The sequence below is a fragment of the Janthinobacterium sp. GW821-FHT03C10 genome, from assembly GCF_059420865.1.
In genome coordinates, this window is record NZ_JBWKUN010000001.1 from 927,151 (window position 1) to 947,652 (window position 20,502).

The 20,502-nt window shown below is 66.4% G+C and carries 15 protein-coding genes; 3 read left to right on the forward strand and 12 right to left on the reverse strand.

Annotated features, from left to right (window positions below):
* Positions 1-25: 25 nt before the first annotated feature.
* The 8 genes from AC07VH_RS03945 to AC07VH_RS03980 all read right to left on the reverse strand — a co-directional run bounded on the left by AC07VH_RS03945 (position 26) and on the right by AC07VH_RS03980 (position 9,588).
* The gene (locus AC07VH_RS03945; protein ID WP_494786851.1) at positions 26-1,426 is read right to left on the reverse strand and encodes a c-type cytochrome; all 1,401 of its coding nucleotides are present in this window, start codon (positions 1,424-1,426) and stop codon (positions 26-28) included.
* On the reverse strand, positions 1,423-3,033 hold the full coding sequence (locus tag AC07VH_RS03950) for a GMC family oxidoreductase (protein ID WP_494786852.1): 1,611 nt from the start codon (positions 3,031-3,033) through the stop codon (positions 1,423-1,425). Before AC07VH_RS03950 ends, AC07VH_RS03945 begins: the two co-directional genes overlap by 4 nt.
* 9 nt (positions 3,034-3,042) lie before the next feature.
* Positions 3,043-3,567 carry a sugar dehydrogenase complex small subunit gene (locus AC07VH_RS03955; protein ID WP_494786853.1) on the reverse strand — a complete coding sequence of 175 codons (525 nt, stop codon included), beginning with the start codon at positions 3,565-3,567 and terminating at the stop codon, positions 3,043-3,045.
* A 28-nt stretch (positions 3,568-3,595) separates the two neighbouring features.
* Positions 3,596-4,762 (reverse strand): porin, encoded by a 1,167-nt coding sequence (locus AC07VH_RS03960; protein WP_494786854.1) that lies wholly within the window; start codon positions 4,760-4,762, stop codon positions 3,596-3,598.
* Positions 4,763-5,066: 304 nt separating this feature from the next.
* A complete protein-coding gene (gene hpaR, locus AC07VH_RS03965) occupies positions 5,067-5,522 on the reverse strand; it encodes a homoprotocatechuate degradation operon regulator HpaR (protein ID WP_230492117.1) in 456 nt (151 codons plus the stop codon).
* A gap of 86 nt (positions 5,523-5,608) precedes the next feature.
* Entirely contained in the window at positions 5,609-6,598 is a 990-nt protein-coding gene (locus AC07VH_RS03970) for a DMT family transporter (RefSeq protein ID WP_494786855.1), read from the reverse strand.
* Positions 6,599-6,664: 66 nt separating this feature from the next.
* Positions 6,665-8,482 (reverse strand): DUF885 domain-containing protein, encoded by a 1,818-nt coding sequence (locus AC07VH_RS03975; protein ID WP_494786856.1) that lies wholly within the window; start codon positions 8,480-8,482, stop codon positions 6,665-6,667.
* A 65-nt stretch (positions 8,483-8,547) separates the two neighbouring features.
* Complete coding sequence (locus AC07VH_RS03980) at positions 8,548-9,588, reverse strand: LacI family DNA-binding transcriptional regulator (protein WP_494786857.1); 1,041 nt, start codon at positions 9,586-9,588, stop codon at positions 8,548-8,550.
* A gap of 104 nt (positions 9,589-9,692) precedes the next feature.
* On the opposite strand from AC07VH_RS03980, the gene AC07VH_RS03985 reads away from it, so the two are divergent.
* Both AC07VH_RS03985 and AC07VH_RS03990 read left to right on the forward strand, forming a co-directional pair.
* Positions 9,693-10,886, forward strand: coding sequence for a phytanoyl-CoA dioxygenase family protein (locus AC07VH_RS03985; RefSeq protein ID WP_494786858.1), 1,194 nt, complete (start codon positions 9,693-9,695; stop codon positions 10,884-10,886).
* A 31-nt stretch (positions 10,887-10,917) separates the two neighbouring features.
* Complete coding sequence (locus tag AC07VH_RS03990; protein ID WP_494786859.1) at positions 10,918-12,036, forward strand: Gfo/Idh/MocA family protein; 1,119 nt, start codon at positions 10,918-10,920, stop codon at positions 12,034-12,036.
* 120 nt (positions 12,037-12,156) lie between these two features.
* On the opposite strand, the gene AC07VH_RS03995 is transcribed toward AC07VH_RS03990, so the two are convergent.
* On the reverse strand, positions 12,157-14,169 hold the full coding sequence (locus AC07VH_RS03995) for a glycoside hydrolase family 3 protein (RefSeq protein ID WP_494786860.1): 2,013 nt from the start codon (positions 14,167-14,169) through the stop codon (positions 12,157-12,159).
* 217 nt (positions 14,170-14,386) lie between these two features.
* On the opposite strand from AC07VH_RS03995, the gene AC07VH_RS04000 reads away from it, so the two are divergent.
* Positions 14,387-15,424: a helix-turn-helix transcriptional regulator gene (locus tag AC07VH_RS04000; RefSeq protein WP_494786861.1), complete on the forward strand. Its 1,038-nt coding sequence runs from the start codon at positions 14,387-14,389 to the stop codon at positions 15,422-15,424.
* Between the two features lie 152 nt (positions 15,425-15,576).
* Here AC07VH_RS04000 and AC07VH_RS04005 read toward each other — a convergent pair whose 3' ends face one another.
* From AC07VH_RS04005 to AC07VH_RS04015, 3 genes are all read right to left on the reverse strand, one after another.
* Positions 15,577-18,639: an efflux RND transporter permease subunit gene (locus tag AC07VH_RS04005; protein ID WP_494786862.1), complete on the reverse strand. Its 3,063-nt coding sequence runs from the start codon at positions 18,637-18,639 to the stop codon at positions 15,577-15,579.
* The gene (locus tag AC07VH_RS04010) at positions 18,636-19,742 is read right to left on the reverse strand and encodes an efflux RND transporter periplasmic adaptor subunit (protein ID WP_494786863.1); all 1,107 of its coding nucleotides are present in this window, start codon (positions 19,740-19,742) and stop codon (positions 18,636-18,638) included. Before AC07VH_RS04010 ends, AC07VH_RS04005 begins: the two co-directional genes overlap by 4 nt.
* 82 nt (positions 19,743-19,824) lie before the next feature.
* Positions 19,825-20,445 carry a TetR/AcrR family transcriptional regulator gene (locus AC07VH_RS04015; RefSeq protein ID WP_494786864.1) on the reverse strand — a complete coding sequence of 207 codons (621 nt, stop codon included), beginning with the start codon at positions 20,443-20,445 and terminating at the stop codon, positions 19,825-19,827.
* Positions 20,446-20,502 lie beyond the last annotated feature (57 nt).

Consider the following 20,502-nt stretch of genomic DNA (forward strand, 5'->3'; position numbering starts at 1 on the left):
CCCGGCCTTTGCTGCGGTTGGACGCTTACGCCGCCTTGCGACGCCGTCCCCGCCACCACAGCAGCAAGGCCAGCAGCACCAGCACGCCGACGATGATGCCGGCGCGGGCCAGACCGATCAGGTTCGACGGTGCGCCGCCGTTGCGCAGGGTCGTCACCTGCTGCGCCGTCACCTTGACGTCAGGGTTGCCATACATCTTCTGCACGTAATTGCCGAGGGTGACGATCTGCTCGTCCGACAGGGTCTGGCGGAAGGCGGGCATCAGGTGTCCCGCAGTATGATTACCCTTGCCATCCTGCCGCTCCACCCCATCGAGGATCGCCATCACCAGATTGTTGCTGTTGCTGCGGCCCGTCACCGAGTTGTGGAACAAAGGCGGCAAGCTGCCGTCGAAACTGCCCTCGCCCCTGGCCTGGTGGCAGCTGGCGCACTGCGCATCGTACAGCTGCGCACCCGACATCCTGTTCAGGTTTTGCGGCAGCGGCACGCCGCGGATCGCATTGAGCTCATCGCCCGCCTGGCCCCATTGCGTCACCGGTTTCGTATCCGCCTTGTCGCGGATGGCGGGCACGCTCTTGATGTAGTGCGCGATGGCGCTCAGGTCTGCGTCGCTCAGGTGCTTCAGGCTATGGTCGATGGCTTCGGCCATAGGTCCGGCAGCCTGCCCCCGGTGCGCGGCGCGGCCCGTGCGCAGGTAATCGACCAGGTCTTGCTGGCTCCAGCTGCCGATGCCGCTGTTGGCGTCCGAGGTGATGTTCGGCGCAAACCAGGTACCCAGATCAAAGCCGCCCAGCTGTTTCGACAGCTGCTCGGCCATCAGCGCGTTGCGCGGCGTGTGGCAGGTGCTGCAGTGGGCCAGCCCTTGCGCCAGGTAGGCGCCGCGGTTCCACTCCATGCTCTTGGCCGCATCAGCCACGAACGGCTTCTTGTCGAGGAAGAGCCAATTCCAGCCCGCCATCGACAGGCGGATGTTGAACGGGAACGGCAAGTCCGTCTGTGTTGCCGGCGCCGTGTCCACCGCCAACACGCCATGCATGAAGTAGGCGTACAGGGCGGCCGTGTCGTCATCCGTCACCTTGGCGTAGGCCGTGTAGGGCATGGCCGGGTACAGGTGCGCGCCGTCGGCCCGCACGCCATGGCGCACGGCGTCGGAAAACTGCCTGAGCGTGTAGTTGCCGATGCCGTGCGTTGTCGACGGCGTGATGTTGGTGGCGACAATGGCCCCCAGCGGCGTGGCCAGGGCCAGTCCGCCCGCCATCGGCTTGCCGCCAGGGACGCTGTGGCAAGCGATGCAGTCGCCCGCCGTCGCCAGGTAGCGGCCACGTTCGATGGCCTGCACGTCGGCGCCAGGGGCGTTCGCCGCCAGCACGGGCAAGGCCAGTGCCAGCAAGGCGGCGCCGGCCGCCATTCTGAAGGTCGCCATCATGCCGTTCCTCCCTGCTGTTCGTCGAGGATATGCTTGACGGTGCGCAGCGCCACGGCCAGGCCGTTTTCCGTCGAATTGCAGGTGCCGGACGTGGGCAGCACGCCGGTGCTGCACAGGAACAGGTTGGCATGATCAAACGTGCGGCCCCACTGGTCGCACACGGCCTTGGCCGGATCGGAACCCATCGACAGGGTGCCGCAGATGTGCTGGTTGTTGGCGAACACGCCTTCCTTGCTGTGGCGCAGATTGGTGCCGCCCATCAGCCTGGCGATCTGCTCGAAATCCTGCTTCGAGCGCTCGTGGCCCCGTTTCGTGTACTCGTCGATCGCATAATGCGCCTGCGGCTTGGGAATGCCCATGGCATCCTTCTCGCTGCTGAGGGCAATGCGGTTTTCCGGGTTCGGCAGCACTTCCAGCACGTTTTTCAGGCTCATTTCGCGCGCCGAGCGGAAACGCAGCTGCTGTTCGAATTCGGCGCCAAACACGCCCTTGCCGATCAACTCCCTGGTCGCGCCATCGACGCGCGAGATGTTCGTGAAATCCAGGCGGTATGGCGAATGCTGGCTGCGGAAGTCGCCGTCGCGCATGGTGTTGATGGAATTGGGACTTTGCGGACCCCGGCCCAGCCACAGGTCTTCATCGGCGTCGAAGGTGATCGAGGTGCTCGGGTGGTCCATCAGGTTGCGGCCCACCATGTCGCTGCTGTTGGCCAGGCCGTTCGGGTACTTGTCCGTGGCGGAAACGAGCAGCAAACGGGGACTTTCGATGCCGTTGGCGGCCAGAATGAAGGTCTTGGCCGTGACCCGGTGACTTTTTTTATCCACGTCGTAGTACAAGGCGGCCGTGATGCGGCCCTGCGCGTCGTGTTCCAGCTTGTAGACATTGGCGTTGCAGACGATCCTGACGCCCGCGTCTTCCGCCTGCTGCGCGGCGATGCCGCCGTGGTATTGCGCGTCGATGGGGCAGATCGGCTGGCAGCTGTTGTTGCCGCAGCAGGCCGGACGGCCATCGTAGCTGACGCTGTTGCGCGCCACCGTATTGCCGACCACCTTGAATGACGGGTCGAGGCGCTCGCGGATGCGGCGCATGGCGTACGGCTCCGTCACGGAGTCCATCGGGAATGGCTGCCTGCGCGGCGAACCCGTGTTCTCCGCGCCCGAGACGCCCATGATCTCTTCCGCTTCCTGGTAGAACGGCTCCAGGTCTTCATAGCTGATGGGCCAGTCGACGCCCACGCCATACAAGGTGTGGATGCGGAAATCGTTCGGCACGTTGCGCCACGCCTGCGCGGCCCAATGCCACGAGGTGCCGCCGAACTGGCGGATGTATTCGGCCGGATACGGATACGGCCCCGCCTGCACCAGGTAGCCGTTATCCTTCGGCTGGTAGATCGGGTGCGGCGCCGTGGCCACCGACGGATACGGCGACATCCAGTCGCTGCGGCGCGTCGTGTTGCGGAAACGGGCGACGATTTCGCCGCGCGACACGCGCGGACCCGCTTCCAGGATCAGCACCGAGGCGCCCGCCAGCGCCAGCTTGCGCGCGGCCAAAGAGCCTATGATGCCGGAGCCGATGACGAGGTAATCGGCAGAGAGTGCTTCAGCCATGATGGCTCCTTAAATTGGTTTTCTGGCCCAGCTGCCGTAGGCGCCGTAGGAATACGTGGGGGGTTTGAGGACGTCGGCCACGACGGCCGCGTTCAGCGCCTGCTCGTAGGCGACGCAGACGGCCGCTTCGCCCGTGCCGACGATGCCCAGGTACCAGGCGCTGGCGATCTGGCGCGGCAAGGCCGCCAGCGGCGACTGGGCCGGGTCGAGCGCATCGAGCGCTTCCTGCAGGCCGGCCGCCTGCAAGCCCTGCGCATTGATCAGGGCCAGCAGCGCGCGCACATTCGCGGGGAAGGCGGCGTCCTGCGCTACCAGCGCGTCATACAGGCGCCGGGCCAGCACGGGGTCGAGCACCTGGCGCCCGACCAGCATGGCCGACACGCCCAGGAAGGCGCCCTGCTCCGCACTGGCGACCGGTTCGGCCAGCGCCCAGGGAATCAGCGCCGCGGCCGAAGCCGACAGCAAGCCGGCCAGCACCATGCGGCGGCCGGGATTCAGGGGGCCGCGGCCCTCCTTGTTGTGTGTAGCGTCCAATTGAAGCTCCCGTGAGTTCAGCAACCGTTCAGAAAGAATGCTTGAGACCGACCATCACCACCGTCTGGCCGCCGTTCGACGACGGCGTGCCGTTTTGCGAATCGCCGACCGAGGCGACGGCGTCGACGATGGCGCCGTTCTGGCCCAGGGTCTGGCCGCGCGCCAGCTGGCGCGCTTCGATCAGGTAGATCGCCGTGCGCTTGGACAGCGCATAATTCTGTTCGAACGACAGCTGGCGGTAGCGCGCGCGGTCCGACACGCCGTTGGCGCGGCTGGCGTAGGTGTCGCTGTAGCCGGCGCTCAGGAACCACTGCGGCGTCCACTGGTAGCTGGCGATCAGGCCGGCCGTGTTGAAGATGGCCGTGTCGCGGAACGTGGAATGGCTGCCCGCCTGGTATTGCACGTTGCTGGCGTTGGCGCCCACCATCCACTTGCCCATGGTGTAGCGGGCGCTGGCGGCGATGAATTCGATGCTGTCGGCCGAGGCGTAGCCCTGGTTGATGGCCGAGATGCCGAAGCTGGCCGAAGCCTTGTCGCTCCAGCCAGTACCGTTCTCGCCATTTTTCAGTTTCAGGTAGCCGAGCGCGAATTCCGCCGGCGAGGTGCTGTACTTGACGGCGGCGCTGAAGCTGCTGCCCGCGGCATTGCCGTCGGCCGCTTCGCCGAAGCCGTATTGCGCGCTCGCTTGCAGGCCGCGCCACGCTGGCATGCTGTAGGTCAGGGAATTGCTGATGCGCACGGTCGTATCGAGGCCGTCGATATCGCCCGGGTGTGCGCCGGTGGCGCCCGTCAAGACGTTGCTCGATGCCAGCGAACCCACGAGCAGGTAGTACGGCGTGTACTGGCGCCCGGCCGTCAGGCTGCCGTAGGCGTGTGATTGCAAGCCCACGTAAGCCTGGCGGTTGAACAGGGCGCTGGCCGAACTTTGCGCGCCCGTATCGCTTTCAAAGCCGTTTTCCAGCAGAAACAGCGCCTTCAGGTCGCCGCCCAGGTCTTCCACGCCCTGGAAACCGATTTTGCTGGCGGACAAGTTACCGCTGCGCATGTAGGTGTTCGAATTGCCGCCCTGGTTGCTCGCGTACGCGGTGGCCGCGTCGACCACGCCGTAGATGGTGACATTGCTTTGGGCGCAAACGTTTGCGCCGATGAGCGTGGAGACGGCCAGCGCCGCGGCGCGCATGCATGGTGTGTTCATTTTTTTTCCTGACTTTCCTGTTTTATCTGGCGAAATACGGGCGTGGCGCCGCGCTGCAGCCCCTCCATTGAGAAGGGCATCCGCTGTTCTTCTTGATCTGGATCAAGTGAGGCAAATTATACGCTTATTTACTCACATGTAAGTGATTGACTGTAAGGCGTAGTCTTATAGCAAAACTGACAGCGGCGCGGGCACAAGCCCGGCAGGATGCGGCAATGCGTGGAACGGGCATGGCAAAAGCGGCGGCGGCGCGTGTCGAAAAACACGCGCCCGATGGATGCTCAGGCAAGGAAAAGTTCGGAGTTCAGCGCAGGATGGCGGGCGCCACCGGCAGGGTTTCGAGGGCAATAAACGCTTCCAGCGCGCGGCGCATGTCTTCGAACACCTGCTTGCCGTACGCCGCTTCCAGGTGGGCATATTGCAGGTCGATCAGCTTGCCCATCTGCAGCAGCAGGCTGGCGCCCGCTTCCGACAGGTGCACCTTGCGGCGGCGCTGGTCGCCTTCGAACTTGCTGCGTCCGATCAGGCCGATCTCTTCCATGCGCGCCAGGATGCCGCTCATGCTGGGGCTGGAAATCTGGCAGATCTCGCACAGCTCGCGCGGTTCCAGGGTGGGGCTTTCGTTCAGCGCACGCATGATGCGCCACTGCTGCTCCGTCACGCCGAAGTGATTGAGGATGGGGCGAAAATGCTGGAGCAGGCTGTCGCGCGCCTTCAGCAGCAGTTGCGGCATGTTCGGATAACGGATCGGTAGCTGCAAGCGGAACTCCCTGGGTGGCCGGCAAATGAGCGTCATTATACGGCCGGCCCAGGGCCAACGGCGGACTGGCAACGATGTATTTTTCGCTACGTCCGCCCTGCCCCACGCCCATCTCCCCGCCCGTCTCCCCGCCCCTCTGCCTCCTCGTGCGCATGCCGCTGCACGGACCACAGCACGCCCGCTGTCAGCAAGACCATCGCGCTCCACTCCAGCGGGCGCGGCATGCGCTGCGCGTAGACGAAACCGTACAGCAGCGCGAACAGGGTCTCCGACAGGATCAGCTGGCCCGACAAGGTGACCGGCACCCGGCGCGACGCCAGGTTCCACAGGTAGTTGCCGATCACGGAAGCGCCCAGCGCCAGCAGCAGGCACACAAGCCAGAAGCGGGGCCAGTCGCGCGCAGGACTGCCATCGACGCCGCCCGCCGGCTGCAGCGCCAGCATCACGGCGCCCACGACCAGCGCGATGACGCCGCTGGCCAGGCCATACAGCATGGCCCACTCCGCGGCGCTGACATGCGCATGGCGCTTGAGGAAACGGGCATTGTCGAGCGCATACCAGGTCCAGCACGCGAGCGCGCCGATGGCGCACAACACGCCGGCCAGCTTGTGCGCCAGGCTGGCGCCGTCCGCGCCCGCGCCGCCTGCATGGCTGAAGATATCGACATTGATGCAGGCGATGCCCGCGGCCACCACCAGCAGCGGCAGGGCCAGGCGGCGCAAGGGCGGCGCGCCGTGGTCCTTGTGGCCTAACAGCGTCACGCTCAGGGGCAGCAAACCGATGATCAGCGACGTGGGCGCCACGCCGGCCAGTTTGACGCCATACGCCAGCAGCAGGTAATACACGACATTGCCCGCCAGCGCCTGGCGCAGCATGGCCAGCCAGTCGCCGCGCCGCAGCCGCCGCAGCAGGGGCAAGAGGCGCGGCAGCATCAGGCCGGCCGCCAGCGCGCCGTAACAGAGGTAGCGGCCCACCATCAGCTCGGCCGGAGAAAAATCCGGCAGCAAGACGGGCACAATGAAAACGGCGCCCCAGAAGGCGCCGGCCAGCAAACCAGATACGATCCCACGCCACATGCAGCCACACCCGCGTCATCACTCGAGGACGCCAGTATAGGGTATGCGGCGCGGCGTCGCCCGCCGTCAGCCCCTGGCTTTTCTCTGCCCGGGGATGAAGTGTTCGCGCACGGCCTTGGCCAGCAAGTCCGGCGGCAGCAAGCCCTGTCCCAGCAGGAAGTTGTTGAAGGCCAGGCGGTCGAATTGGTCTCCCAGCGCCAGCTCCGTTTCCGCGCGCAGCTGCAGGATGCGCGTATAGCCGTAGAAATAACTGCCCGCCTGGCCCGGCATGTTGAAGGTGTAGCGGTCCAGCTCCTGGCGCGCCATCGGTTTCGACAGCATCACTTCGTCCGTCAGGATGCGTCCCGCCTCTTCGCGCGTGACTTGCCCCAGGTTCAGCATCGGATCGAGCATGGCGCGCGCCGCGCGCAGCATGCGGAACTGCAGCGCGATGAACTGGCCCTCGGCCGGCTCGTACGGGATCATTTCCGCTTCCGCGTACAGCGCCCAGCCTTCCACGTTGACGCTGTTGAACGCATACAGGCTGCGCGCCTGCGATACGCCCCGCTCCACCATGGCGCTGAACTGCAGTTCGTGGCCGGGGCGGCCCTCGTGCGCGCTCAGGGTCCAGGCCGCGCCCGCGAAGTTGAAATCGTCATACGCCTCGCCCTTGCCGCTGGCGGCCGGATTGCTGACGGGCAGGACGAACTGGCCGTGCTCTCCCGTATTGCCGATCAGCGGAGGCGGACGCATATGCGGCGCCGGCTGGGCCGCCGATTCGGCATCCGATGCCAGGCGCATGGTCATGGCGCGCTGCGGCACGTCGACGACGCGCTGCGCGCGGATGCGTTCTTCCAGCTGGGTATTGACGCCCTTGTAGTGCGCTTCGAGCTGCGCGTTCGGGATGGAATCGCTCTTCAGCGCGCGCATCACCTGGCGGTAGTCCGTGCCGTCGACGCCCTTCAAGGCCAGCCTGGCTGCCACCACGGGCGCCAGCGCCTGCATGGCGGCGCGCGTTTCCAGGTAGGCCACCTGCGCCCGCTCGACCAGCGCGCGCGGCTCGATGTCGATGCCTACCTGTTTCAGGCGAAACGCGTACAGCTCGGGCGCCATGCGGAAATCCGTGCGCGACAGGGGCAGCACCACCTGCTTTTCCCACGCCGCATATTCGTTCAGCTGCTGCTCCATGGCGGCCAGCGCGGGTTCGGCGCCTGCGATCTTCATGTCGGCGAACAGCTTGCGGATGCCGGCGATATACGTCGGCACGTTTTCCAGCGACTGCTCCACCTGCAGGCGCACGGGACCGGCCAGGCCGGGCGTGCCGATCTTTTCCGTGAAGCGCGCCTTCGCCTGCTGCGTGATCGGCGTGCTGCCCGGAAACTGGCCTACATAGCGCTGCAGGCGCTCCAGCGCCTTGGCACGGCGCGCGGCCGGACGCTGTTCCTGCAGCAGGCTTTGCATGCTGCCAAAGACCATCTGCGGCACGTCGATCCACGGCAAGGCGTACCTGGCTTCCAGCTCGGTGCCGGCAATTTCCTGGTCGACGGCGCCGATCAGGATTTCCAGGTCCTGGCGTATGCGTTCGTCGCGTTCCAGTTCCAGCTTTTGCTGCAATTGCGCGCGCGCCTTCCGCATGGCCGCCACCTGGCGCCCGGTGATGTCCGGCCCCAGGTCGGCGGCCAGGCCGTCGTACTGGGCCAGGCCCCTGTCGGAAGCGTCTTCGGGCGAGAACTGCGCCTGCGCCGCCAGCACGATGGCCGCGTTGCGGTTGCTGGCCTCGACCCAGGCGGACGACGCGGAAGCCGCTGCGGAAACGACGGGGTCGGCCGCCATGGCGGGCATGGCCAGCGCGGCTGCAAGCGCGGCGGCAAGTACGGTCTGCTGCAATTTCGGCGTGACGGACATCGGGGGATTCCTTCAAAGGTGAGCGATGAGCGAAGCGGCGAGTATCGGCCAGCCTCGCAGGCCTGTCAATTCACCCCGTTCAGGACGGGCAGGTTCCACGGCGTGACGATCTGGATGGCGGACAGTGACGGCGATTGCGCCAGGGCCGGCAGCGCGCCCTGCGCCCGCAGGATTTCCTGGCACGCGCGGCGCATGTCCTGGCCCAGGTCGTGGTGCAGCACGGCCTGGATGGCGCCCGACTTGAGCAGCGCCACGTTGTCCGCATCGAGGTCGTGGCCGATGAAGACCTGGCATGGGCGCCTCGCTCGCGCAAAGGCCTGCACGATGGCGGCATTGCCGCCGCCGATGGAATACACGGCGGCGATGGCCGGATGATCTGCCAGGGCTAGACGCACCAGCGCCCCCGTGGCGCCGTCGATGCCGTGGCCCTCGCTCACTTCGACGATGGACAAGTGGCGGTGCCGTTCGCGCAGCGCGCGGCGAAAGCCGATCTCGCGCTCTTCCTCGCCATGAAAGCGGTTGCTGCTCAGGGTCACCAGCACCTGCTGCTTTTTCCGGCTGCCCAGCCACTGGCCGACCAGGCAGGCGGCCGTCTCCCCCGCCGCGCGGTTATCCATGCCCACGTAGCCGCGGCGCGCGGAGCCTGGCAAGTCCGTCACCAGGGTCACGACGGGAATGCCGGCCGCCGCCAGCCGGTCCACCGCCTCGGCCACCGGCGGCAAGTCCGGCGCTTTCAGCAGCACGCCGTGGCTGCCGTTCTTGCGGATGCGTTCGAGCAGTTCGACGATGCCGTCCACGTCCAGGGTTTCATGCAGGTGAAAGCGCGAACGCAGCACAGCCGGATGCAAGGACGGCAGCTCCGCCTCCAGCGCAGCGCGCACGGCGTCCGTGAAGCGGCGCGGCGCCACCATCAGCACGTCGAGCATGAATTTTCTGCCGGCCAGGCCCACCTGCGTGCTTTGCCGCGCCAGTTCGTCGAGCGCCTGCATCACGCGGCGCACGGTATTGGCGTGGACGCCGCCGCGCTGCTTGATCACGCGGTCGACCGTGGCCACGCTGACGCCGGCCTGCAGCGCCACGACCTTGACGGGGAAAGGATGCGTCATGCCATATCCGATTTAGATTGAGGGTTTTTTGATGGATTTCTTGATGAAAAATGCGGATTTTCATCTCTATACTGATTCTACAACTTAAACAACGGAGACACCGCATGCCCACCACAGACGCCGGCGCAGCGCCGCCCAGCCCCTTCTGGCTGGCATCAGAAAACTGCGATCTGCAAGACTTCATCGCCACCGTCAGCCAACGCACGGCGCCGGCCGACTATCCCCACGCCGCCGCGGTGGAAGAAAACATTCTCGTCTACGACTGCGACCGGGTGCGCGCGCTGGCCGGCAAGCCGGTGGCGTTGCGCGCGCTGCAGGCCGAATGGGGCCAGGCGCTGATGGACGGTCCCGGCGTCATCGTGCTGCAACGCGCCGTCGCCGACATGGAATGCCTGGAACAGGTGAACCGCGTGTTTCAGGCGCTGATCGTCGAACAGCACGCGAGCGGCCAGGCGGCTGGCGACCATTTTGCCAAGGCCGGTGCGAATGACCGCATCTGGAATGCCCAGCAAAAGCTGTGTCTGCGCGCGCCGGAAGCGTTCGCGCGCTATTACGCCAACCCCGTCTTCGCGTGGATTGCCGAGGCCTGGCTGGGTCCCGCCTACCAGATGACGGCGCAAGTGAACGTCGTCAACCCGGGCGGAGCGGCCCAGGCGCCGCACCGCGACTACCACCTGGGCTTCCAGAACGCGGCCAGCTGCGCCGCCTATCCCGCGCCCGTGCACCAGATGTCGGCCCTCTTGACCTTGCAGGGCGCCGTCGCCCATTGCGACATGCCGCTGGCATCCGGTCCCACCCTGTACCTGCCCGGGTCGCAGCGCTACCGCGCCGGTTTTCTCGCCTGGCAGCAGCGGCCGTTCCGCGACTATTTCGCCCGGCATTGCGTGCAGCTGCCCCTATCCAAAGGCGATGCCGTGTTCTTCAACCCCGCGCTGTTCCATGCGGCCGGGCATAACCGCTCGCCCGACATCCGCCGCATGGCCAACCTGCTGCAAGTGTCGTCGCCGTTCGGGCGCGCCATGGAAGCGCTGGACCGCCGCGCCATGAGCGCCGCCCTGTATCCGGCCCTGCAGGCGCTGCGTGCCAGGGGCGCTCTGGATGATGCTGGCGCGCGCCACGCGGTGGCTGCCTGCGCCGAAGGCTATGCCTTCCCCAGCAATCTCGACCGCGACCAGCCCATCGCCGGGATGGCGCCGCCCACGCAGCAGCAGATCATGCACGCAGCGCTGGAGCAGGACTGGCCAGCCGCGCGCTTTATCGATGCCCTGGACAGCCACGCATGGCGCCAGCAAGCCTGACCCCTTACCGCGATACACTCGGAGACTCCGTATGCAAGACATCCACATCGGCCTGATCGGCGCCGGCTACATGGGCAAGGCCCACACCATCGCCTACAAGGCCGTGCGCAGCATTTTTCACACGGCGCTGAACCCCGTGTGCGCCTGCATCGCCACCAGCAGCGAAGAAGGCGCCGCCCGCAGCGCGCAGGAGCTGGGCTGGCAGCGTTCCACGGGCGACTGGCGCGCGCTGATCAACGATCCCGCCATCGACGCCGTCATCGTCGCCACGCCGCCGGCCACGCACAAGGACATCGTGCTGGCGGCGCTGGCCCTGGGCAAACCCGTATTCTGCGAAAAGCCGCTGGGTATGACGGCCGCCGAATCCCTGATGCTGGCGCAGGCGGCGGAAAGCGCGGGCGTGGCCAACATGGTCGGCTATAACTACATCCGCACGCCCGCCAGCCAGCTGGCGCGGCAGATCATCGCATCGGGTGAAATCGGCGAAATCATCCATGTCGCCGCCGAACACGTGGAAGACTATCTGCACGACCCGCGCGCACCGGCATCCTGGCGCACGCGCGAGGCGACGGCGACGCGCGCCGGTGCGCTGGCCGACGTGGGCTCGCACCTGCTCAACCTGGCCCTGCGCCTGGGCGGTCCCGTCGACGCGCTGGTGGCCGACATGAACACCGTGCACGCGCAGCGGCAAGGCCCGCACGGCATGGAAGCGGTGGAAAACGACGACCAGGGGAATGTGATGCTGCGCTTTGCCAGCGGCGCGCTCGGCGCCCTCACCTTCAGCCGCGTGGCGGCCGGGCGCAAGATGGGTTACACCTACCGCATCACGGGGACCAAAGGCGCGATCGCCTTCGACCAGGAAGACCAGAATGCGCTGTGGCTGTACGATGCCGGTCGCCCGGCGCAGCGCCAGGGTTTCCAGCGCCTGCTGATGGGGCCAGCCCACCCCGACTACCTGGCGTTCAGCCAGGGCGCGGGGCACGGCACGGGGTACAACGAGCAGATCGTCATCGAAGCGCGCGATTTTCTGCAGGCCATCGCCAGCGGCCAGCCGGTCTGGCCCACCTTCCGCGACGGCTACGAGGTGGACCGGCTGATCGATGCCGCGCTGCGCTCCGTGCAAGAGCGCAGCTGGATTACCCTGCGCTGAACACCTATCAAAACCTACTGCGCGTCGTGATTTACGGCCTCCGATGCTCACTGTACCTTCGTACAGTTGCGCTTCTCGACCGCAACTCACTTCCGCTCGCTACGGTTTTGTTAGGCGTTGTTAGTAAGCCAGGCCGTAACCGAACTTGTACAGCGGATGGGCCGTGTCATACGGCACGTCCGATTTCTGCACCTGCACTTCGGCCATCGACGACGGCAGCTCGAACGGCAGCTTGCCTTGCGGCTTGGCCTTGCCCGTCAGGACATCGAACAGCGCGCCGTCGCTGACGCCGAAGTTGGCGAGGATGGCGCTGGCCTTGTCCTGCACGTTGCCGAGGATGGCCGGACGGTCCAGGTACACGGTGACCACCGTCTTCGGCGCGTATTTCGCCGCGTTCTTGATCGCCTCGTAGTCGGCATTGCCATCGACGTAATCGAGGCGGCCCTCGTGCTGCATGCTGCCGAAGATGTAGTTCGGGTGCAGGGTTTCATACGGTGCGGCCACGCGCAGCAGGGCCACGTCCGCTTCCTGCGGCGTGGCGACCACCGTGTAGCCATACTGTTTCGCCACGGCCGCATCGATGCCGTACAGGTAGACCTTCTTGACGGTGGCGGCCAGCGGCAGAACCTTGTCCTTGTTTTCCAACAGGACCAGCGAGCGGCGCTGGGCCTCCAGGCCCGCCTCGACGAATTCCGCCTTGCCCACCGTGCTGGCCGCCTTGGCCGCATCGACGAACGGATGCTCGAACAGGCCCTGCTTGAATTTCTGGATCAGGATGCGCCGCGCCGAGGCGTTGATGCGCGCCTCCGTCAACTGGCCCCGCTGCACGGCTTGCGTCAGATACGGCGCTTCCGTCACGCCCCCAAACTGGTCCATCCCCGCCGTCACGGCCTTCACGTAACGCTCGGCCTTGGTGGCGTCTTCCATGCCCCACGGGGTGCCGAAACCGATGAAGGAAGGCGCCACGCCAGGCGCCGTGCCGTTGCGGCAATTGGCGTCGCAGTCCGACGTGATGCCCCAGTCGGACAGGATCACTCCCTCGAAGCCGTATTTGCCGCGCAGCAGATCCGTCAGCATGGTCTTGCTGAAGCCGGCCGCCACTTGCTCCAGGGTGATGCCGTCGATGGTGATATTGCCGTCCGGCAGAGCGTAGGTCGGCATGACGGAAGCCGCCTTGGCCGTGAACGCCCCTTCGAACGGCTTGACGTGGTAGGTAAAATTGTTGCCCGGGTAGGTCATGTAGCGGCCATAGTAATTGTGGCCGTCGAAGCCCTCCTTCGTGGCGCCGTAGCCGACCCAGTGCTTGACGACGGCCACCACGCTGCCGTCATGCAAGCCCGTATTGCCGTCCTGGAAACCTTCGATATAGTGCTGCACCATGCGCTTGGCCAGGTCCGCGTCTTCGCCGAAAGTGCCGTTGATGCGCGACCAGCGCGGCTCGGTGGCCAGGTCCGCCTGCGGCGACAGCGCCTGCGTGATGCCGACGGCCAGGTATTCCTGGCGCGCGATGTCGCCGAAGCGGCGCACCAGCGCATCGTCGCCGATGGCGGCCAGGCCCAGGGTTTCCGGCCACTGCGAGAAACCCTTGGTACCGGCGCTGGCGCCCACCGTGTACTGGAAATGGTGGCGCGGGTCCGTGCTGATGGAGACGGGAATGCCGTGGCGCGACGTTTCGCTCAAGGCCTGCACCTTGTTGTACTGGGCCGCCATATTGGCCGTGTCGCCCGCCATGCGGGTAATGAAGGTGTTGACGTATTGCTTGACGATCAGGTCTTGCAAGGCCGCCAGGTCATATGCGCCACCCAGGCCGATGCCGGAAGGGTCGGATACGGTGGGCGCCGTGCCGTGCATCATCAGGCCCGCCTTTTCATCGAGGCTCATGCGCGACAGCAGGTCGTCGGCGCGCGCCTCGGCCGGCAGGCGCCAGTCTTCGTACGGGTCGATCTTGCCGTTGCGGTTCATGTCCTTGAAGGTATAGCCGTCGACATTCAACTGGGTGTAGCTGGTGGCGCCGAACACGGGCTGCGTGTATCCCTCGCTGCCGGTATCGCTGTTGCCGCAGGCGGCCAGGGCAAGCGTGGCGACGCAGCCGGCGACCACGCGGGCCATCGGTTTCAAAGTGCAATTCATCATTATCTCCAAGACTGTTTTTGTAGGTATCAAGGCGCGGCAGCAAGACCGGCCGAAAACAATATAGCGTGAGAATGCGTGAGTTTCTTGACCGCGCAGCACGCGTTTTATACCCGCGAGAACAATTTTTGGTTAGATGGCACAACAACCAACAATCTCCTACAAAGTGCTAATATTTGTGAAAAATTACTACAACAAGCAAGATAAGCAGGAGACAGCCTTGCACAAACCCGACACGCGCACGGTTTCGAACCGCATCGCGCAGCAATGCGCGCGCGCCATGCAGGCCGACGGCCACGACCCCGCCGACTTTTTCCGCCAGACGGGCATCACGCCGGCGCAGCTGGACGAGCCGGGCGGGCGCATCAACGCCGAGCGGCACCGCCGCATGACGGCCTACGCCCAGCAGCTGCCGCAGCACCGGGCCATACTCGACCTCGACGTGACGCACTGGTTCGCGCATTACTCGGGCATCGCCCACGTCTGCTTCAACCGCCCCACCCTGCGCAGCGCGCTGCACGAGCTGCTGCACTTGCGGGGCCTGATCGGCGAATTCGACTTCATGCTGATGAGCGAAAACGGCACGCGCATCGAGATCGAATACCTGTCCGAGTTCTGCCCGGCGGGCGGCGCCATGCAGGCGTTGGCCAATTTCCGCATGCTGTCGCTGGTGGCGCGCGCCTATGACGATGGCGCGGCCACCGCCTTCCATGCCGGTTTCCAGGGCAAGGCGCCGTGGTTCGCGCCGGCCATTGCCGAGTGCTTCGGCGCCGCCGTCACCTTCGGCCAGGCGCGCAATACCCTGACCTTCGACGCGCCGGCGCTGGACCGTCCCTTCACCCAGTTCAACGCCATGCTGGCGCCGCACGCGCTGCGGCACGCGCAGGGACAGTTGCAGCAGCTGCAGGGGGCGCAGCTGTTTTCGGCCCGCGTGGAGCAGGCCATCATCGATTTGCTGGGCCGGCAAGGCGCCGGGGATGCCGACGGCGGCGCGCTGCTGCCGGCCCTGTGCGACGGCCTGGCGATGAACCGCTGGACCTTGCAGCGCCAGCTGCAGCAGGAGCAGACCTCGTTCCGCGCGCTGGAACTGCGCGCGAAGAGCCGCGAATCGCGCCGCCTGCTGCGCGAAACGAGCCTGAGCGTGGTGGAAATCGGCGAGCGCCTGGGCTTTTCCTCGCAAAGCGCGTTCACCCGCTTCTTCAAGACCCAGTTCGCGCTGCCGCCGGCGCGCTACCGGCAGGATGCGACGGGAGTTTAACAAGTCCGAAACCCAGGCTCCCCGGGCCAAGCGAGCCTGAAAAATGTCGAGGGCAAGGCGCAGCGACGCAGACAGTACGCCAGTACGGCAAGGAAGCCGCAACGCCGCCATCGGCATTTTCTCAGGCCCGCGTCTCCGGCCCGCTATTCAAGCTATACAGCCTGCGGCCGTATTCTGAACCAGATCGCATACATGGCCGGCAGGAACACCAAGGTCAGCACCGTGCCGGCAAACGTGCCGCCGATCAGGGTATAGGCCAAGGTGCCCCAGAAGACCGAATGGGTCAGCGGAATAAAGGCCAGGATGGCCGCCAGCGCCGTGAGGATCACGGGACGCGCGCGCTGCACGGTCGCTTCGACCACGGCGTCGAACGGCGCCAGGCCGGCCGCCTCGTTCTGGTGGATCTGGCCGATCAGGATCAGGGTATTGCGCATCAGAATGCCCGACAGCGCGATCAGGCCGACCAGCGCATTGATGCCGAACGGCTGCTGGAACAGCAGCAAGGTGGGCACCACGCCGATCAGGCCCAACGGGCTGGTCAGGAACACCATCACCATCGCCGAGATCGAGCGCACCTGCAGGATGATCATCAGCAAGGTCAATGCCAGCATGATGGGGAACAGCGGCAGCATCGCTTGCGTTGCCTTGGCCGATTCCTCGATCGAGCCGGCCTGCTCGATGCGGTAGCCGGCCGGCAGCCTGTCGATGATGGGCCGCAGCTGCGCCGTGACGGCGCCCGACACGTCGGGCGGCTGCATGCCGTCGGCGATGTCGCCGCGCACGGTGATCGTCGGCTGGCGGTCGCGCCGGCGCATCACGGGTTCTTCCCAGCGCACCTCGACGCTGCCCACCTGCGACAGCGCGATGCGTTCGCCGTTCGCGCCGGCCAGGGTCAGGTCGGCGATGCGCGCCGGGTCCAGCCGCACGTCGCCAGCCGCGCGCGCCACCACCTGCACCGTGCGGATATCTTCGCGCACGGCGGTGACGGGCACGCCGCTGAGCAGGAACTGCAGCTGCTGCGCCACGGCGGCCGACGTCAGGCCCATCGCCTGCAAGCGCTCCTGCTGCAGGCTGAAATGCAGGGTGGGCGTGCGCGTGCCCCAGTCGGTATTGACGGTACGCATCATCGGACTGGCCTGCATCACGCGCCGCACCTCGCCGGCGATGCCGCGCAACACTTCGGGATCGGGGCCGCTGACCCGGTAGGCGACGGGAAACGGCGAATACGGGCCGAACACCAGTTGCGTGACGCGCACGCGCGCCTCCGGCGCCAGGCCGGCGGCAACGGCCACGCGCAAGCGCCGCTTGAGGCTGTCGCGCGCCTGCTGGCTATCGGTGCGCACGACGATCTTGGCAAACGAAGGATCGGGCAATTCCGGCCCCATCGCCAGATAAAAGCGCGGCGCGCCCTGGCCCACATAGGCCGTGACGATCTTCGCTTCGGGCTGGCGCGCCAGCCAGGCTTCCACTTTCGCCGCCGCGCCGCTGGTCTGTCCGATCGCGCTGCCGTAGGGCAGCTGCACCTCGATCAGCACTTCAGGGCGGTCCGAGATCGGGAAGAACTGCTTCTTGACGACTGCCATGCCCAGCACGGCCAGCACGAACAGGCCGATCACGGTGCAGAACACCAGCCATTTGCGGGCGATCACGCGCCCCAGCAGGCGGCGAAAGCGGTGGTAGCGCGGCGTGCCGTACAGCGCGTCATGGCCGCCGGCGACCTTTTTCAGCTCGGGCAGCAGCTTGACGCCCAGGTAGGGCGTAAACACCACCGCCACCACCCACGACGCGATCAGCGCGATGCCGACGATCCAGAACATATTGCTCGTGTATTCGCCGGCGCTGGAGCGGGCAAAGCCGTTGGGCATGAAGCCGACGGCCGTCACCAGGGTGCCGGCCAGCATGGGCGCGGCCGTATGGCTCCAGGCATAGGCGGAGGCGGCGATACGGCTGTAGCCCTCCTCCATTTTCACGACCATCATTTCGATGGCGATGATGGCGTCGTCCACCAGCAGGCCGAGGCCCAGGATCAGGGAGCCGAGGGTGATGCGGTCGAAGTTCTTGCCCGTCGCCGCCATCACGATGAATACCACGGCCAGGGTCAGCGGCACGGCGGCGGCCACCACGATGCCGACGCGCCAGCCCATGCTGATAAAGCACACCAGCATCACCACCAGCAGCGCGGCGAGAAACTTGAGCATGAATTCGTCGACGGCCGCGCTGATATTGACGGACTGGTCGGTGACCTTGGCCAGGCTCATGCCCAGCGGCATGGCGGCACCGATGGCCGTCACCTCCCCGTCCAGCGCCTTGCCCAGGTCCAGCCCGTTCCAGCCGTCGCGCATGACCACGCCCAGCAGCAGCGCCGGCTCGCCGCCGTTGCGCACCATGAAGCTGGCCGGGTCTACCTGGCCACGGCGTACGGTGGCGATATCGGACAGGAGCAAGGTACGCCCCTGCGCCACCACGGGCGTATCGCGGATCTTTTGCAGCGCGTCGAGCGCACCGTCGAGGCGGATGGACACCTGCGGCCCGCGCGTTTCGACCGAGCCGGCCGGCGTGAGGACATTCTGGCCGTGCAGCGCCGCGAACACGTCCTGCGCCCGCACGCCCAGGGTAGCCAGACGTTCCTGCGACAACTCCACGTAGATGCGTTCGGCCTGCTCGCCGATGATATTGACCTTTTTGACACCCGGCACGTGCAGCAGCCGCTGGCGCAAGGTTTCCGCCTCGCGCACCAGCAGGCGCTGCGGCTCGCCTTTGGCTTTCAGCGCATACAGGGCAAAGGTGACGTCGGCGTATTCGTCATTGATCATGGGACCGATCACGCCGGCCGGCAGATTGGCCGCCTCGTCGCCGGCCTTCTTGCGCGCCTGGTAGAACTCGGCCTGCACCTGGTCGGGCGGCGTGCTGTCGAGCAGGGTCAGGGTGGTCAACGCCAGGCCGGGCGTGGTGTAGGTCTCGGCGCGCTCGTACCAGCGCAGTTCCTGCAGGCGCTTTTCGATCTTGTCGGCCACCTGATCCTGCATTTCGCGCGCGCTGGCGCCAGGCCAGGCGGTGACGATGGTCATCACCTTGACCGTGAAGGCCGGGTCTTCGGCGCGCCCCAGCTTGAAGAACGACAGCAGGCCGGCCAGCGAAATGAGACAGATCAGGAACAGGGTGACGGAACGCTCGCGCACGGCCAGCGCCGACAGGTTGAAGCCCGCCGCGCTCATGGATGCGCTCCCGCGCCGGCGGCCGCTGGTGCCGGTTCGACCCTGACCCGCTCTCCCTGGTGCAGCAGATGGGCGCCCAGCGCGACGATGCGTTCACCCGCCTTCAGACCGCTGACGTCGGCGCCGTCGTCGTGCAGCCCCTGCACCTTCACGGGCCGCCAGGCCACTTGCGCCGGCGCACCGGCGATCACCCACACGCCCGGCCCCTTGCCCGCATCGTGCAGGGCCGCCAGCGGCACTTGCACGGTGCCGCTGGCGGCAAGCGCGCCGGGCAGGCGCAGGGTGACGGTGGCGCCCAGCGGCGCGTTTGAGAGCGCCGCGTCGAGCACATAGCGCGCCTCGAAGGTACGCGTTTGCCGGTCCGCCGTCTGCGCCAGCTGGCGCAAGGTGGCCGGCACGCTGGCGCCCGGCCTGCCGAACAGGATGGCCTGGCCCGTGGAGCCGAGCGCGGGACGCACGGTTTCCGGCAGCTGGATCGCCGCTTCGCGCCGGCCGTCATGGGCCAGGCGCACCACCACCTGCCCGGCCGCGACCACCTGGCCCGGTTCGGCCAGGGTGTCCATCACGACGCCGTCGGCGTCGGCCAGCAGCAGCGCGTACTGCAGCGCATTGCGCGCCACCCCGGCCAGGGCTTCGGACGCCTTTAACTGGGCGCCGGCCGCGTCAGCCGCCGCCTTTACCTGATCGTAGTTCGATGCCGAGATGGCGCCGGTGCCGCGCAAGTCGCGGTAGCGCGCTTCCTCGTCCGCCGCCTGGCGCGCGCGGGCGCGGTCGGCCGTGACGGACTCCTGCCGCGCCTGCGCCAGCAGTTGCAGGTCGTCGGCGTCGAGGCGCATCAATGGCTGGCCAAGGCGCACGGCCTGGCCGGCGTCGACCAGCCGTTCGCGCACCTTGCCGGCCACGCGAAAACCGAGGTCGCTTTGCACGCGCGGCGCGACCACGCCCGTGAAGCTGCGCGTGCCCGCTTCGGCCCCCTGCACCGGGATGGCGCGCACCAGCGGCACGGCGGTGCGCGGATCGGCCTGCGCCTTGTCGGCGCAGGCACTCATGGCCAGGGGCAAAGTGGAGATGACTACAGATGAAGCGAGGCGGCGCCAGCGCATAAGAATCCCATGAATGAGTGATCAGGATTCTCATTCTGGTACCAGTGACCAAATAAGTCAACAGTCACAAATTAATGCAAAGCTATGGCGACAGGCTGCGCAACACCAGGCTGGACAGTTGCAGCACCGCCGTTTCGCTGCTGTCGACGCTGTGTTGCAGCAGCAAGGGATTGACGTAGGGACGCATCACCAGGTAGATCGCGCTGGCCGTCTCGTCGAGCGGCGTCTTACGCTCGAAATCGCCCGTCTTGCGCCCCTGCTGCAAGATATCCTGCAGCAAGGCGCCCATCGCCAGCTCGTAGGCTTGCACGGCAGGCCAGCGCCCGGTGGCGGCCGAGGCGGCGATGTCGTACAGCTTGCGGTCCTGGAAGAACAGCCGCAAGCTGGCCTCGACGCTGGTCCGGAACATGCGCCGCAGCTGCTCAGGCGGCTGGCCGGCCGCCGCCACTGCGTCTTTCACCTCGGTTTCAATCTGGCGCAGGCAGCTGGCGCAGATATGCTCGCCGATGGCTTGCTTGGATTCGAAGAATTTATAGATATAGGCCTTGGAAAAGCCGATCGCCCTGGCCAGGTCGGAGACCGTCGTCTTTTCATAGCCGTAGCGGCTGAAGTAATCGGTGGCGGCGGCAACGATCTGGTCGCGCACGTCGTGGCCGGCCGGGCCGCGCGCAGGGCTTGGTGTGTCGGGTGTGGTGGAATTCATGGCGACAGCTTAACGCGCCGCGACGGAATACACAATAAGTGACCAATATGTATTATA

Coding starts and splice junctions, on each gene's coding strand:
- AC07VH_RS03975 (WP_494786856.1), bottom strand. CDS start 8,482: ATGTCCGTCACGCCGAAATTGCAGCAGACCGTACTTGCCGCCGCGCTT.
- AC07VH_RS03990 (WP_494786859.1), top strand. CDS start 10,918: ATGCAAGACATCCACATCGGCCTGATCGGCGCCGGCTACATGGGCAAG.
- AC07VH_RS03980 (WP_494786857.1), bottom strand. CDS start 9,588: ATGACGCATCCTTTCCCCGTCAAGGTCGTGGCGCTGCAGGCCGGCGTC.
- AC07VH_RS04015 (WP_494786864.1), bottom strand. CDS start 20,445: ATGAATTCCACCACACCCGACACACCAAGCCCTGCGCGCGGCCCGGCC.
- AC07VH_RS03970 (WP_494786855.1), bottom strand. CDS start 6,598: ATGTGGCGTGGGATCGTATCTGGTTTGCTGGCCGGCGCCTTCTGGGGC.
- AC07VH_RS03995 (WP_494786860.1), bottom strand. CDS start 14,169: ATGATGAATTGCACTTTGAAACCGATGGCCCGCGTGGTCGCCGGCTGC.
- AC07VH_RS04010 (WP_494786863.1), bottom strand. CDS start 19,742: ATGCGCTGGCGCCGCCTCGCTTCATCTGTAGTCATCTCCACTTTGCCC.
- AC07VH_RS04005 (WP_494786862.1), bottom strand. CDS start 18,639: ATGAGCGCGGCGGGCTTCAACCTGTCGGCGCTGGCCGTGCGCGAGCGT.
- AC07VH_RS03960 (WP_494786854.1), bottom strand. CDS start 4,762: ATGAACACACCATGCATGCGCGCCGCGGCGCTGGCCGTCTCCACGCTC.
- AC07VH_RS03985 (WP_494786858.1), top strand. CDS start 9,693: ATGCCCACCACAGACGCCGGCGCAGCGCCGCCCAGCCCCTTCTGGCTG.
- AC07VH_RS03945 (WP_494786851.1), bottom strand. CDS start 1,426: ATGATGGCGACCTTCAGAATGGCGGCCGGCGCCGCCTTGCTGGCACTG.
- AC07VH_RS03950 (WP_494786852.1), bottom strand. CDS start 3,033: ATGGCTGAAGCACTCTCTGCCGATTACCTCGTCATCGGCTCCGGCATC.